Origin of the sequence: Rhizobium ruizarguesonis, from assembly GCF_017357285.1 — a bacterium.
GTDB classification, from domain to species: domain Bacteria; phylum Pseudomonadota; class Alphaproteobacteria; order Rhizobiales; family Rhizobiaceae; genus Rhizobium; species Rhizobium ruizarguesonis.
Map to the genome: position 1 here is coordinate 863,100 of NZ_CP071678.1, position 13,977 is coordinate 877,076.

The window sequence follows — 13,977 nt, forward strand, 5'->3', positions numbered from 1 at the left end:
AATGGCGCGTCGGCAGCATCGCTACGTCGGATTTGTGGCCCTTGGCCTGGCGATGCTTTCGCCTGCCGCAGCCAATGCGCAGGATCCGGACGATCTCGCGCCTTACAAAATGCTGCGGTCGCTGCAATTCGTGCAGGATTCCGTCGTCAGCGGCGATCATTCGGCCGGCGAGATGCAGCGCTTCATGCTGGGCACGATCGACGAGCGGTTGCGCACTGTCGATCCTTCGATCTTCGACGACGACCGCAATGTCGATGCCGCGCTGATTTACGCGATGAGCGGCGGCAATCCCCAGACGCTCGAATATCTGATCGCCCACGACGTCAACGGTTATTTCGACAATCGCGTCACCGACGTGCTGCGCAAATATCTGAGCGGCAAGGGGCTCCTCGTCGCCAAGACGCTGGAGGAGACGGCCAGGGAATATCGCGACAAGAAAATCGGCCCCTACCTTGCGCTGATCGGCGGCAACGTGCTGATCGCCACGAAACCGACAGACGCGCTGGATCTCTACGACCAGGCGCGCCTTGCAGCACCCGGTACGATCGTCGAGGAGGCGGCGTTGCGCCGCTCCGTGGCCATCTGCGTCGATAAGGGGATGCTTGACAAGGGAATGGCCTATTCGCAACGTTATGTCAGGCGCTTCCTGCATTCGCCCTATGCCAGCCAATTCGCCGATCTTTTCGTCACGCTCGTCGTCGGCCACGATCACGACGTGAAGCCGCAGGATGTCATCGACATCCTGTCCTTCATGGACGCCCCGCGCCAGCGCGAGGTCTATCTGCGCATCGCCCGCGCTGCCGCCATATCGGGCAAGCCGGAGCTGGCGCGCATGGCAGTCGGACGCGTGCAGTCGCTTGGCGCCGGCACCGACAATGCCTTCGGTCCGCTCGCGGATTTCTATGGCGGCATGGCCGGCCTTCCCACAGAGGATATCGACCGGGCGGCGAGGAATGTCAGCGGCATCGACGGCAACGCGCTTTCGCCGCGGGATCAGGCGCTGCAGGAGGCTGCGCGATCGGTTGCTGAGCAGATCCTGCGCGCTCCCGACCCGGCAAGCCTGACGCAAGCCTCGGATCCTAACACTGACCATCAAGAAATCACTTCTGAAAAGGCTGCGGCTATAGCGACGCAACCGGGAGCGCCAGGCGTGCCTCCCGAGCCTGTTCCGGGAGGTGTGGCATCGACTGGCCAGAGCCAGGATACCGACCCCTCATTCAACGCATTTGTGACGACCAATCGATCCAAGCTCGACGAGATCGACGGTCTTCTGGCGCAGGAAGGCAACGAACAATGATGGATATGAGCGTCTCGGGCGGAGCCCCCGGTGCGGAGTCCGCCGCGATTGCGAAATCTGCGCGACCGGCCGGAAAAGACGATGCCGCCGGCCAAAGGAACGGCTTCTCCGACGCGCTGGCCAAGGCGAGCGGCAGTGCCGTCAATGACGAGGCCGACGATGCGCAGCCGGATCAGAGCGTGGTTGCCGATGCCGGCACCGACAAGGTGGCGGGCACGATCCGCGGCCGCAGCGGCGCAAAGCCATTGATCGATCTTAGTGACGCTGCGTTGAAGGCGCAGGCGGATGTTCAGCCGGAAACGATCGTCAGTGTCGAAAAGGCCGCGGCAAAGCCCGCAAAGGCTGAGGTCAAAGTGCCGGCCGACGTCGCCTTGGGTAAGCTGGATCCGAAGGACCGCTCCGCAGATGAGATCGCTCCGGCAGCCAAGGGCGTCAAGCACGCCAAGGGCGACGCATTGGAAACCGATACGGACAACACCACCGATGACGAAGATGGCGGCATTTCGGATGTTCTCGGCCTGCTGAAGCAGGACCCCGCCGACGGTGCAGTGACTTTGCCGGCGGTGGCAGCCGCGCATCAGGTCTCCGCCAAGACCGGCGAGGCTGGAACGGGCGACAAGAAACTCGACAGTATCGACGTCAAGGCGGGCGACCATGCGTCCGACGCCCTGGCGGCCGTCAGCGGCAACATCGAGAGCGGCAAGGCGGATGACATCAAGGTTCCCGGATCGGAGAATGCCGAAGCTGGCGATGGCAGGACATTCAGGATCAGCCGCGCCGATGGCCGCGGCGTGTCTATGGATGTCCAAATCGGCACCGATCAGGCTGGGTCGAAGGATGGCTCGAAGAAGGCCGATGTCGAAAACGTTTCGGTGCTCGAATCGCGCCGCTATATCGGCCTGATGCAGAATTCCAATTCCGCCGCCGTGACCGCTGCGCTCTCCGGCGATTCCGAATGGGCGCGCGCCATGGAACCGAGCTCGGCCCTTTCCAACGCCGCGGAATGGACGAGCACCGGCAAGGTCGTCAATACGCTGAAGATCCAGATGAATCCGCTCGACCTCGGGCTGGTGACGGCGACCATGCGCCTGTCTGGCGACGCCCTGAACGTCGACCTCAAGGTCGAAACCGGGGCGGCTTACCGTCAAATGAAGGAAGATCACGGCAAGATTCTCGAAGCTCTGCGCAGCCAGGGTTACGCGGTCGAAAACGTCACCATCAGCATGGCGCCGGTCGAACGTTCCGACGCCGGCAACCAGGGCCAGGCCTCCCAGCAGCAGTCGCTCCCCCAGCAGGGGCAGGGCGGCGAGGCGCGTGAGCGCCACAATCAGACGGCACAGCGGACGGACGGAGGCTTCAATGGCGCAGGCGAGGCTGGTATTGAAGACGCTCGTGGCGGTGGGGCTGGCAGCAGCGGCGCTGGCGGCGTTTACCTCTGAGGCATCAGCCTCCACCGGCGCCTGCGAGCGCGAGATCCAGTCGGCCGCGGCCAAATATGGCATCCCGGAAGGCATCCTCTATTCGGTCGGCCTGACGGAGACCGGCCGCAAGGGCTCGCTCTATCCCTATGCCATGAACGTCGAAGGCAAGGCGATCTTTCCGCCCTCGGAGCAGGACGCGATGAGGCAGTTCGATGTCGCCCGCAACAGCGGCGCCAAGCTCATCGACATTGGCTGCATGCAGATCAACCATTATTATCACGGCGAAAATTTCGGCTCCGCCGAGGAGATGTTCGACCCGCATCGCAATGTGGAGTATGCGGCAAAATTCCTCCGCAACCTGCATGACCGTCATGAGACATGGACGATGGCGGTAGCTAGATACCATGCCGGACCCAACAACAATCCGGCACAGAAGCAATATGTCTGCCGCGTCATCGCCAATCTGGTTGCCACCGGCTACGGCAAGTGGACTCCCAATGCGAGTAACTTTTGTCAAAATTAATTCAACCAAAGATGGAAGTGGCGTATTGTGACGAAACTGTGTCACAATATGGCAGGAATCCGGCATGAATCCCCTGTGCAAGCCATATTTAACCGACCGTTAACTTTTCCACGAAATTTTGGTGGGCATAATCAGGCATACCCACTAGATATAGATCAAATCGCTACCCTAATCTTAATCAATTATTAGTTTCTGCCATTAACTTTAACGAGTTGTCGCCGATTCGTGCGATTCGTACCCATAGATCATCGAAGTGCCACACTGATTCGGAGGCGGACGAATGATCGTAGTGGTTGATGAGCGTGAGCTCGTGAAAGATGGATACACATCTCTGTTCGGTCGTGAGGGCATTCCCTCGACCGGCTTTGACCCAGCGGAGTTCGGTGAGTGGGTACAGACCGCCGCCGATTCCGATATTGCTGCAGTCGAGGCCTTCCTGATCGGTCAAGGCCAGCGCAACTTCGAACTGCCCCGGGCGATCCGGGACCGATCGATGGCGCCGGTGATTGCGGTCAGCGACCAGCACTCGCTCGAAAACACTCTTGCACTGTTCGATTGCGGCGTCGACGACGTGGTGCGCAAACCGGTACATCCCCGCGAAATCCTCGCAAGGGCGGCTGCGATCCGGCGCCGGCTGAAGGCGATCACCAATTACACCGAGATCGGCGGAATCCGCGTCTTCTCGGATGGCCGTGACCCCGAGATCAACGGCGAAGTCTTCGCGCTTCCGAGGCGCGAGCGCCGCATCCTCGAATATTTGATCGCCAATCGCGGTCGCCGGGTCACCAAGACCCAGATCTTCAACGCTATCTACGGCATCTTCGACGAAGAGGTCGAGGAGAACGTCGTCGAAAGCCACATCTCGAAGCTGCGCAAGAAGCTGCGCAAAAAGCTCGGCGTCGATCCGGTCGATTCCAAGCGTTTCCTTGGTTACTGCATCGATTGGGCCTGATCTCTCGGCCGGGCGGCGGCGCCCGGCTGAACTTCGATATCTGGCCTCGCAGCTCGCATGACAGACAGCTTCACGCAAGGCCCGACAAATACTCTCGTGCATAACAGGTAAAACGAGGTTTTCAGATGAGCATTTTCGGCAGCATGAAGACGGCAGTATCGGGGATGAACGCTCAGGCCAACCGCCTCAGCACCGTCGCCGACAACATCGCCAACGTTAACACCACCGGTTACAAGGCTGTGTCGACGAGCTTCTCGTCGCTGGTTCTGCCCTCCTCGGGCGGCAATTACAATTCCGGCGGCGTTCAGACTTCGGTCCGCCAGGCCGTTTCCGATCAGGGCGATATTTCCTACACCACCTCGGGCACCGACCTCGCAATATCGGGCGACGGTTTCTTCATCGTCCAGGGTGCTGACGGCACTCCGGTTCTGACCCGCGCCGGTGACTTCACCAAGGACGACGAAGGCAACCTCGTCAACGCCGCCGGCTTTCAGCTGATGGGCTATTCCTACGACTCCGGCGCTCCCGCCGTCGTCGTCAACGGCTTCGACGGCCTCGTTCCCGTCAACGTCAACCAGGATGGCCTGACCGCCATCGCTTCGACCTCGGGGGTCTTCAAGGGCAACCTCGATTCCAACGCCAAGATCGCTCCGGTCGCTCCCGCGACGCTGCCGAGCGCCAATGCCGCTACTACGACAACAGACACCAAGAAGGTCTCGATGGTCGCCTACGACCGTCTCGGCAACAAGGTGATGTACGACTTCTACTTCACGAAGCAATCCGTCGTCACGCCGCCGCCGGCAACACCCGCCACGGCTGCCACCTGGGAAGTGGCGATGTTTCGCAACGCCAATGCGGCGGTCGGCGGCACGACCTCCTTCCCCTACACCGCCGGTGGCGCTGTCGGCACCGGAACGCTCACCTTCGACGCCAACGGCAAGATGACCTCGAGTGGCGCCGTTAACATCGTCGATACGGTGACCGGGCAGACGATCGCCATGGATCTCTCGGGCTTCACACAGCTCGGCGCCGACTTCTCCGGCACGGGTACGCCGAACGGCCAGGCGGCGACCCCGGTCAAGGACGTCACGATCGACGGCGATGGCATCGTCTACGCCAAGTACGAGGATGGCAGCACCAAGCCGCTCTATCGCATTCCGCTGGCCAATGTCGCAAGCCCCGACAAACTGACGCTGATGAGCGGCAACGTCTACAGCGCCAATGGCCAGTCCGGCGTGACCGTCACCGGCTTCCCGCAGACCAACGGCCTCGGCACCATCAAGTCAGGCGCTCTCGAAGGATCGAACGTCGACCTCGCCGGCGAACTGACCGAGATGATTGAATCGCAGCGCAGCTATACCGCCAATTCCAAGGTGTTCCAGACGGGATCCGACATTATGGACGTTCTCGTCAACCTCAAGAGATAAGCAAGGTACCGGGTAAGCCATGTCGCTCACATCCGCACTTAATACCGCGCAGAATATATTCAACAATACGGGCACTCAGAGCAGTGTCGTATCGAACAATATCTCGAATGCGGGCAACAAAGATTACGTGCGCCGGCAGGCGATGCTCACCACGTCCTTGAATGGCGCGCAGGTCGTCAAGATCGACCGCGCGCAGGAAGAGGCGCTGCTGCGCCAATACCTGAAGACATCCTCTCAGGACAGTGCCCAGCAGGCATTGCTCGGCGGTCTCGAGGACCTGAAGTCGATCGTGGGTGGCAACGACTACGAAACGTCGCCATCCACCTATCTCGGTGTTTTCCAGCAGAAGCTTCAGGCCTTCCGCACGACGCCGGGCAGCACCGTCGCCGCCCAGGGCGCCATCACCGCCGCCCAGGACGTCGCCAACTCGCTGAACAATGCCTCGCAATCCGTTCAGGATGTCCGCGCCACCGCCGACAAGCAGATCGCCACCGACGTCGATAAGCTGAATACGCTTCTCAGCGACTTCGAGAAGGCCAACAATGCGGTGAAGACCGCCACGGCCTCGGGTGCGGATGCATCCGGCGCCCTCGACGAACGTGAGAAGGCTCTCAAGCAGATTTCGCAGATCGTCGGCGTCAACGCAACGACGCGCGACAATAACGACATGGTGCTGAGCACGTCTGACGGGACGATCCTCTTCGAGACGATCCCGCGCAAGGTGACGTTCAAGTCTCAGGATGTCTATACCGCGACCATCACCGGCAATTCGGTCTATGTTGACGGTGTGGCACTTCCGCGCGGCAGCGGATCGACGACGACGGGGCAGGGAAGCCTTCAGTCTCTCCTCCAAGTGCGCGACGAAATCGCCCCGAACTTCCAGAAGCAGCTCGACGAAGTCGCCCGCGGCCTGGTCTCACTCTTCAAGGAACAGAACACGGTGGCCGGCCCGGCCTATGTGCCAGGCCTCTTCACCTGGAGCGGCGGCACGGTTGATACCGGCGCCACCGCGGTTGCCGGCATGGCGGCGACCATAACGGTCAGCAGCCGCGTCATCACCTCGCAAGGCGGCGATCCGATGCGCCTGCGCGACGGTGGCGTCAACGCCACCGGGCTCGTCCTGAACACGTCAGGCGCCAGCGGTTATACGACTGAACTCGATCGTCTCTATACCGCATTGGGCTCCGACATCGATTTCGACCCAGCGGCGGGGACGCCGGTCGGGTTCGACGCCACGACCGGCATCGATTCAAACGTCAGCATCATGGAATTCGCCACAAATTCCCTCGGCTGGCTCGAACAGTACCGCAGCAATGCCACGACGGCGGCGGAAAACACCTCGGCGGCGCTGTCACGCTCCGATGAAGCCTATTCCAACGAGACGGGCGTCAACCTGGACGAGGAGCTGACGCTGCTCCTCGACATAGAGCAGTCCTACAAGGCGGCGACCAAGATCCTGAACGCCGTTGACGAAATGTTGAAGTCATTGCTGGATATTGCGAGTTAAGCCATGAAGAGCTCATTTATTTCAAGTTCGGCCATTCAGAACGCGATGCGATTGACGATCCGTCAGGCGCAGAACCAGATGACGAAGGCAACGATGGAAGCGACGACGGGCGTCTATGCGGATATCGGTGTCTCGCTCGGCGGCAATGCCGCCAGGAGCGTGGACTTCAGCCGCGAGGTCGACAGGATAGCCTCGATCAAATCAAGCAATTCGCTGGTCACCGCACGCATGGAATCCTCGCAGCTCGGCCTTTCCAAGATGAAGGACGTCGGCGACGGCCTCGTTTCGAAGCTGACGGCGCTCCAAGGCAGCCACGACCCAGGCAGCATCACCGTCGCCATCCAGTCCGCCACCAGCGCCCTGTCCACCATGATGGACACCGCCAATACCATGGTGAACGGCGAATATCTGTTCTCGGGCATCAACACCGATGTGCAACCGCTGACCGACAAGACGACCACGACGAGCGCAGCCATTGTCACGCAGTTGAACACCTATGCAACGGGCCTCGGCAAGGCGGTCAGCGATCTCACCGGCGCCGAAATGAGCACCTTCATCACCACGACGGTAGAGCCGATGTTCAGCGAGACCGCCTGGACCGACCCGACGACCGGCTGGTCGCAGGCATCGAGCCAGAACATGACGAGCCGCATCAGCAACTCCGAGGTGATCGAATCCTCGACCAATGCCAATTCCGAGGGCATGCGTTACTTCGCGCTCGCCTCGGTGATGACCTCGGCGCTGTTGGGCCAGGGCCTCAGCAGCGATGCGATGAGCACGGTGTCCAAGCAGGCGATCAGCTATACGACGAAGGCGACCAGCGGCCTCGTGACCCAGGCAAGCCAGCTCGGCCTTTCCCAGGAGCGCGTCAAGAAGTCCAACGACGCCCTCGACGCCCAGTCCAACATCATCAAGAACAAGCTCGTCGATCTCCAGGGTGTCGACCCCTACGAAGCCTCGACCCTCGTCAAGACTTTGGAAACGCAGCTTGAAACCGCCTACACGATCGTCTCGAAGATCCAGCAGTTGAGTCTTGTAAACTACCTTTGATGAGCAAAGGCGCGCAATAAAGAAGGATGCATGAATGTATCAGTTCTCATATGCCGAAGTCATGCAGGACTCGGTGGCCGACGCGAAAGAGCGGGAATGGCAGGTTCTTGACCGATCCATAGACCTTCTGTCGTTGGCGCGCGAAAAGGAAAAATACGGCCGGGAAGCCATTGAAGCCCTGTTTTATACCCGCCGGGTGTGGATCAGCTTCATCGAGGATCTGAAACATCCCGACAACCAGCTGGAGATCGAGCTCAGGGCCAACCTCATCTCGATCGCGATCTGGATATTGAAGGAATGCGACAGGATCAGAAAACGTCAGTCTAATAACTACCAGGGCATCATCGACGTTACCACCATCATCAGGGATGGACTTAAATGAAAAGTACACTTCGCATTTCTCTGAAAGCCGGAGAAAGAATCTTCATCAACGGCGCCGTCCTGCGCGTCGACCGCAAGGTCGCGCTGGAATTCCTGAATGATGTGACGTTCCTTCTCGAAAACCACGTCCTGCAGCCGGAAGGCGCTACCACGCCTCTGCGTCAGCTCTATTTCATCGCGCAGATGATCCTCATCAACCCCGAGGGCAAGGACCACTCGACAGCGATGTTCCGCAAGTCGATCACCATGCTGCTCACCTGCTTCAAGAACGAGGAAATCCTCGCCGAACTGAAGCGCATCGATGCGCTCGTCTCGACTGGTCGCGCCTTCGATGCCTTGAAGGCGATCCGCGGCCTCTACACGATCGAAGACAATATCCTCAACAACCACGAAATGCCGCCGACGATGGTCGAGCAGATTCGCAGGGAGATTGCACCATGGCGGTAGATGCTACATCAAGCGTGAGCACGACGAGCACTTCGACCTCGACGAGTTCGGCCCAGCAGAAGGCGACGCTGAACTACGACAATTTCCTTCAGCTGCTCATCGCGCAGATGAAGAACCAGGATCCGACCGATCCGGTCGACGCCAGCGAACAGATGTCGCAGCTGGCGAGCTTCTCGCAGGTCGAACAGACGATCCAGACCAACACCAAGCTGGACACGCTGCTCGCAAGCTCGAGCCTCACCCAAGCCAGCAGCTACGTCGGCAAATACATGGAAAGCGCCGACGGCACCGTCAAAGGCACCATCGAATCCGTCAAGGTTTATTCGGATGGAATCATTGCGACGACCACGGATGGCGGTAGTATACTGGTGCAGGCGGGAATCACGGTTGCCGACAAGGCACCGGCCGCCGACAGCAGCGACACCTGATACTCACGGCGCCGGTGCGCCGCAGAACTCGGGTGATACCAATCAATGGCGGTCCGGTCACGGCGGGGCTGCTTCAAGGCGATATGAGGTTGCCTTCAGATGAATGAAGCTGATGCATTGGATCTGTTCCAGGCGGCGATCTGGACCGTGTTGATTGCTGCCGGTCCCGCGGTCATTGCCGCGATGGTGGTGGGTCTGGTCATTGCCTTGATCCAGGCGCTGACCCAGGTGCAGGAAGCGACGCTGACCTTCGTGCCGAAGATCGTCGCGGTGCTGATCACGGTCGGCGTCACCGCCCCTTTCGTCGGCTCGCAGATCTCGATTTTCACCAATCTGGTCTTCTCGCGCATCCAGTCCGGCTTCTAGAGCAATTCCAGCAAAAGTGCGCAGCGGTTTTGCCAGGCAAAGCGCGCAGCGCTTTTGCCGGGGATTGCGTAGAAACAGAAGGTTAGAGCGGTTCTGCGCTTCCATGAAAAGCTGAACCGCTCTGAGCCACCTTCGCGCAAGCTTCGCCATTTAATTCTCGATCCGAATTGGGCGGACTCATGTCCGCCTCCTCTCATGAAGAGACGGAATCGTCATGGCGCAACCACCTGCACTCCCCCTTCCGAAAGTCGCCCCGAGCCTGCGCGATGTCGGTTTTGCCCTCGGCATCATCGGCATTATCTGCATTCTCTTCCTGCCGATTCCGCCGTTCCTGATCGATATGGGACTGGCCTTCTCGATCGCTTTCTCGGTGCTGATCCTCATGGTCGCGCTGTGGATCCAGAAACCGCTCGATTTTTCGTCTTTCCCGACCATTCTGCTGATCGCGACGATGACCCGGCTGGCGCTGAACATCGCGACGACACGCGTCATCCTGTCCCACGGTAATGAAGGCCATGAAGCAGCGGGCGGCGTCATCGCCGGTTTCGCAAGCCTGGTGATGTCCGGCGACTTTGTCATCGGTCTGATCGTCTTCCTGATCCTCATCACCATCAACTTCATCGTCATCACCAAGGGCGCCACGCGTATCGCCGAAGTCGGCGCACGTTTCACCTTGGACGCCATCCCCGGCAAGCAGATGTCGATCGACGCCGATCTCTCGGCCGGCATCATCGACGAGAGGGAAGCTCAGCGCCGGCGCAAGGAACTCGAAGAGGAAAGCTCCTTCTTCGGTGCGATGGACGGTGCGTCGAAGTTCGTGCGCGGCGATGCCGTCGCCGGCCTCATCATCACCTGCATCAACATCTTTGGCGGCATCATCATCGGCTACTTCCGCCACGGTATGCCGATCGGCGAAGCGGCCGACGTCTTCGTCAAGCTCTCCGTCGGCGACGGCCTTGTCTCGCAGATGCCGGCCCTCATCGTTTCGCTCGCCGCCGGCCTTCTCGTCTCCCGCGGCGGCACCACCGGCTCCACCGACCAGGCGGTCGTCAACCAGTTGAGCGGTTATCCCCGGGCGCTTTCCGTCTCGGCGGTGCTGATGTTCATCCTGGCCTTGATGCCGGGTCTGCCGTTTATCCCCTTCGTGGTCCTTGGCGGTCTTCTCGCCTTCGGCGCCTGGTTCATCCCGCGTCAGGTCGAAGCCGAAAACATGCTTCGCCGCGAGCAGGAAGAAAAGAAGGTCGTCCAGAGCAAGGAACTGGAAAAGGATTCGGTCAAGGCAGTGCTGCGCACCTCCGAGATCGAGCTCGCACTCGGCAAGATGGTCTCGACGCGCCTGCTCGGCGCCCACCAGGAGCTCGCCTTCCGTGTCGGCAAGATGCGCAAGAAGTTCGCCACGCAATACGGTTTCGTCGTGCCCGAGATCAAGGTGACCGACGATATCGCCATCGCCGAGAAGTCCTATCAAATCCGCATCCACGGCACGACCGTCGCCTCCAACTTGCTGCGCGTCGGCGAAGTCCTCGTCGTGACCGGCGCCGGCCGCCGGCCGAGCATTCCCGGCGACGAAATCCGTGAACCCGCTTTCGGCATGCCTGCCGTGTCGATCCTTGAAAACTTCGCCGACGATCTGAAACGCGAGGGTTTCCAGCCGATCGACAACGTCTCTGTCGTGCTCACCCATATGAGCGAGGTCATCCGCAACAACCTGCCGCAGCTTCTGTCCTACAAGGACGTCAAGGTGCTGATCGATCGGCTCGACCCCGAATACAAGAAGCTTGCCGACGAGATCTGCTCGTCGCACATGTCCTATTCCGGCCTGCAGGCGGTGCTCAAGCTGCTGCTTGCCGAACGCGTCTCGATCCGCAACCTGCACCTCATCCTCGAAGCGGTGGCAGAGCTTGCCCCGCATGTCCGGAAGACCGAGCAGATCGTCGAGCATGTCCGCATCCGCATGGCCCAGCAGCTCTGCGGCGACCTCGCAGACAATGGCGTGCTGCGCGTGCTCAGGCTGGGCAGCAAATGGGATCTCGCTTTCCACCAGGCGCTGAAGCGCGACGCCAAGGGCGAGGTGATCGAATTCGACATCGATCCGCGCAGCCTGGAAGAGTTCAGCGAGCAGGCCACCAAAGTTATCCGTGAGTTCATGGATCGCGGCTTGCCATTCGCCCTTGTCACGTCGCCGGAAACACGCTCCTATGTGCGCATGATCATCGAAAGGCTGTTCGCCACGCTCCCGGTCCTGTCGCATGTCGAACTGGCCAAGGGCATCGAGATAAAGATTTTGGGCTCTATTTCATGATAACAGACCCGCAAGGGACCGTTCTCGCGCTGTTTCTGGTTTTCTGCCGGATCGGTGGCTGTGTGCTGGCTCTTCCGGGTTTTTCATCGGCGCGCGTGCCCGAACAGCTGCGCGTCTTCATCGCCGGCGCGCTCTCGATCGCCGTCATGCCGCTGCTCTGGGACACCGTCTATCCCGCTGTCCACACAAGTTCGGGAACCTATATCGGCCTGATCTTCAGCGAATCGCTGATCGGCGTGATGTACGGCATGCTGGCGAGGATCTACACGCTCGGCATGCAGTTCGCCGCGACGATCATCGCGATGATGGTCGGCTACACCCAGCCGGGTTCCGCCGACATCCTCGAAGATACGCCTGAGACCAGCCTTTCCGGATTCATCACCTTTGCCGGCATCATGATTCTCTTCATCATGGATTTCCACCACATCGTCTTCCGCGCGCTGATCGATTCCTACACGACCATGCCCTTCGGCGGCCTGATGCAGATGCGCGCGACGCTGATCTCCTTTACCGACACGCTGGAACAGACCACCTACATCATGCTGCGGCTGTCGAGTCCCTTCTTGATCTACGGCCTGATCTTCAACGTCTCGATCGGCTTCATCAACAAGCTGGCGCCGCAGATCCCGGTCTACTTTATCTCCACGCCCTATCTGCTGCTGGGCGGGCTCTTCCTGATCTATTTCTCGATTGCGGCGTTGGTCAGCCAGTTCGGCCAGTCCTTCGGCTCGATCTATATCGGACGATGAGGCATGATCGAAAAGAAGCGCTCCCAGAAGCTCAAGCGACTGCTCTCGGTGCAGCGGCATATCGAAAGGATAGCCGAGAACGACCTGGCCGAAACCAGCCGTCAGCGTGTCGAGGTCAATGCGGCCATGGACGACGTCATCCTCGCCCTCGGCTCGATGGACCCCGTTCACCATGCCTTCTCGCAGAATTACGCCGACCGATTCGGCAGGCTCACCATCAAGGACCAGCAGCTGAACGGCATGCAGCAGGTCCACGAGATGCGGCTGACGCGCGAGCGTGCCAAGGGCGATCGCCTTGAGGAGGGCATGAAGGAAGCCCTTGAGGCCGAGCGCCGCGAGGCCGATGACAATGCCGTCTACGATGTCATCGATCAGCAATTCGCAACGCCAGCCTCCAGCAAGCTTCAAAAACCATAGTCGTTACGATCTTAAATTCAGAGGATTGTAACGTGGCTATTTCGCCCCCCAGTGATCTGGTCCTGGATGTTGTCAAAGCTGCCGACCCCATGGAGGTTCAGGCGGCCCAGGAAAAGTTGAAGGCAAATCGTGCGGCTTTTGCCGCAACGAGCCTCGCCGAGAATGGTAAGGGCTTCTCCAATACGGTCGACGTTCTCGACCATATTGGCCAGAAGAGCGGCCTCGCCAACATTCAGAACCGCACCAAGACCGAGGAAGTTCCGGAAAGCTACCGGAAGTTCGAGGCCATGGTTCTGCAGAATTTCGTCAAGTCCATGCTGCCGAGCGAAGGCGAAGACGTCTACGGCAAGGGCGCGACTGGCGATATCTGGAAAGGCATGATGGCCGAACAGCTCGGCAACGTCATGGCCAAGGGTGAAGGCATCGGCATTGCCAAGCAGATGTACAGCGAGCAGCTGCGCCGGCAGGAAGGCAAGATCGTCAATGCCTCGACCGACGACGATGACCGCAACACCGCGCTCAGCATGATCGATGACTTCCAGCGTAAGACTTTTGGCACGCCGACCGCCGAAGCCAAGACCGATAGAACAGGATGATTTTAGGCCCGTTGGCCTAAAATCTGAATCCTGTTCTCAATTAAATAGTTAGAGCGTGATGTCGTGCGAAAACCGCGCACACTTTTCGGCATCATGCTCTAAGCGACGCATAAC

At 59.9% G+C, this 13,977-nt stretch carries 15 protein-coding genes; all 15 read left to right on the forward strand.

Annotated elements, in window-relative coordinates; genetic code table 11:
* Position 1: 1 nt before the first annotated feature.
* The 15 genes from motC to J3P73_RS04285 all read left to right on the forward strand — a co-directional run bounded on the left by motC (position 2) and on the right by J3P73_RS04285 (position 13,863).
* Positions 2-1,297 carry a chemotaxis protein MotC gene (gene motC / locus J3P73_RS04215; RefSeq protein ID WP_130689338.1) on the forward strand — a complete coding sequence of 432 codons (1,296 nt, stop codon included), beginning with the start codon at positions 2-4 and terminating at the stop codon, positions 1,295-1,297.
* Positions 1,294-2,736: a flagellar hook-length control protein FliK gene (fliK, locus tag J3P73_RS04220; protein WP_130687607.1), complete on the forward strand. Its 1,443-nt coding sequence runs from the start codon at positions 1,294-1,296 to the stop codon at positions 2,734-2,736. Before motC ends, fliK begins: the two co-directional genes overlap by 4 nt.
* Positions 2,657-3,241, forward strand: a complete 585-nt coding sequence (locus tag J3P73_RS04225; RefSeq protein ID WP_392397393.1) for a lytic transglycosylase domain-containing protein — start codon at positions 2,657-2,659, stop codon at positions 3,239-3,241. Before fliK ends, J3P73_RS04225 begins: the two co-directional genes overlap by 80 nt.
* Positions 3,242-3,521: 280 nt before the next feature.
* Positions 3,522-4,193: a transcriptional activator Rem gene (gene rem / locus J3P73_RS04230; protein WP_003545558.1), complete on the forward strand. Its 672-nt coding sequence runs from the start codon at positions 3,522-3,524 to the stop codon at positions 4,191-4,193.
* A gap of 125 nt (positions 4,194-4,318) precedes the next feature.
* Complete coding sequence (locus J3P73_RS04235; RefSeq protein WP_018072584.1) at positions 4,319-5,620, forward strand: flagellar hook protein FlgE; 1,302 nt, start codon at positions 4,319-4,321, stop codon at positions 5,618-5,620.
* Between the two features lie 19 nt (positions 5,621-5,639).
* Positions 5,640-7,127: a flagellar hook-associated protein FlgK gene (gene flgK / locus J3P73_RS04240; RefSeq protein ID WP_018072585.1), complete on the forward strand. Its 1,488-nt coding sequence runs from the start codon at positions 5,640-5,642 to the stop codon at positions 7,125-7,127.
* 3 nt (positions 7,128-7,130) lie between these two features.
* Positions 7,131-8,177, forward strand: a complete 1,047-nt coding sequence (locus J3P73_RS04245) for a flagellar hook-associated family protein (RefSeq protein ID WP_018072586.1) — start codon at positions 7,131-7,133, stop codon at positions 8,175-8,177.
* 34 nt (positions 8,178-8,211) lie between these two features.
* Positions 8,212-8,559 carry a flagellar biosynthesis regulator FlaF gene (gene flaF / locus J3P73_RS04250; RefSeq protein WP_003545562.1) on the forward strand — a complete coding sequence of 116 codons (348 nt, stop codon included), beginning with the start codon at positions 8,212-8,214 and terminating at the stop codon, positions 8,557-8,559.
* On the forward strand, positions 8,556-9,005 hold the full coding sequence (gene flbT, locus J3P73_RS04255) for a flagellar biosynthesis repressor FlbT (protein WP_003545563.1): 450 nt from the start codon (positions 8,556-8,558) through the stop codon (positions 9,003-9,005). The genes flaF and flbT overlap by 4 nt, the downstream gene beginning before the upstream one ends.
* Positions 8,996-9,433: a flagellar hook assembly protein FlgD gene (gene flgD, locus J3P73_RS04260; protein ID WP_024320934.1), complete on the forward strand. Its 438-nt coding sequence runs from the start codon at positions 8,996-8,998 to the stop codon at positions 9,431-9,433. The genes flbT and flgD overlap by 10 nt, the downstream gene beginning before the upstream one ends.
* A gap of 99 nt (positions 9,434-9,532) precedes the next feature.
* Positions 9,533-9,799 carry a flagellar biosynthesis protein FliQ gene (gene fliQ, locus J3P73_RS04265; protein ID WP_009992823.1) on the forward strand — a complete coding sequence of 89 codons (267 nt, stop codon included), beginning with the start codon at positions 9,533-9,535 and terminating at the stop codon, positions 9,797-9,799.
* A 214-nt stretch (positions 9,800-10,013) separates the two neighbouring features.
* Entirely contained in the window at positions 10,014-12,101 is a 2,088-nt protein-coding gene (gene flhA / locus J3P73_RS04270; protein ID WP_018486403.1) for a flagellar biosynthesis protein FlhA, read from the forward strand.
* The gene (gene fliR, locus J3P73_RS04275; RefSeq protein ID WP_130689341.1) at positions 12,098-12,850 is read left to right on the forward strand and encodes a flagellar biosynthetic protein FliR; all 753 of its coding nucleotides are present in this window, start codon (positions 12,098-12,100) and stop codon (positions 12,848-12,850) included. The genes flhA and fliR overlap by 4 nt, the downstream gene beginning before the upstream one ends.
* A 3-nt stretch (positions 12,851-12,853) precedes the next feature.
* Entirely contained in the window at positions 12,854-13,267 is a 414-nt protein-coding gene (locus tag J3P73_RS04280) for a hypothetical protein (protein WP_130690841.1), read from the forward strand.
* A 32-nt stretch (positions 13,268-13,299) separates the two neighbouring features.
* Positions 13,300-13,863 carry a rod-binding protein gene (locus J3P73_RS04285; RefSeq protein WP_130771119.1) on the forward strand — a complete coding sequence of 188 codons (564 nt, stop codon included), beginning with the start codon at positions 13,300-13,302 and terminating at the stop codon, positions 13,861-13,863.
* Positions 13,864-13,977: the final 114 nt, after the last annotated feature.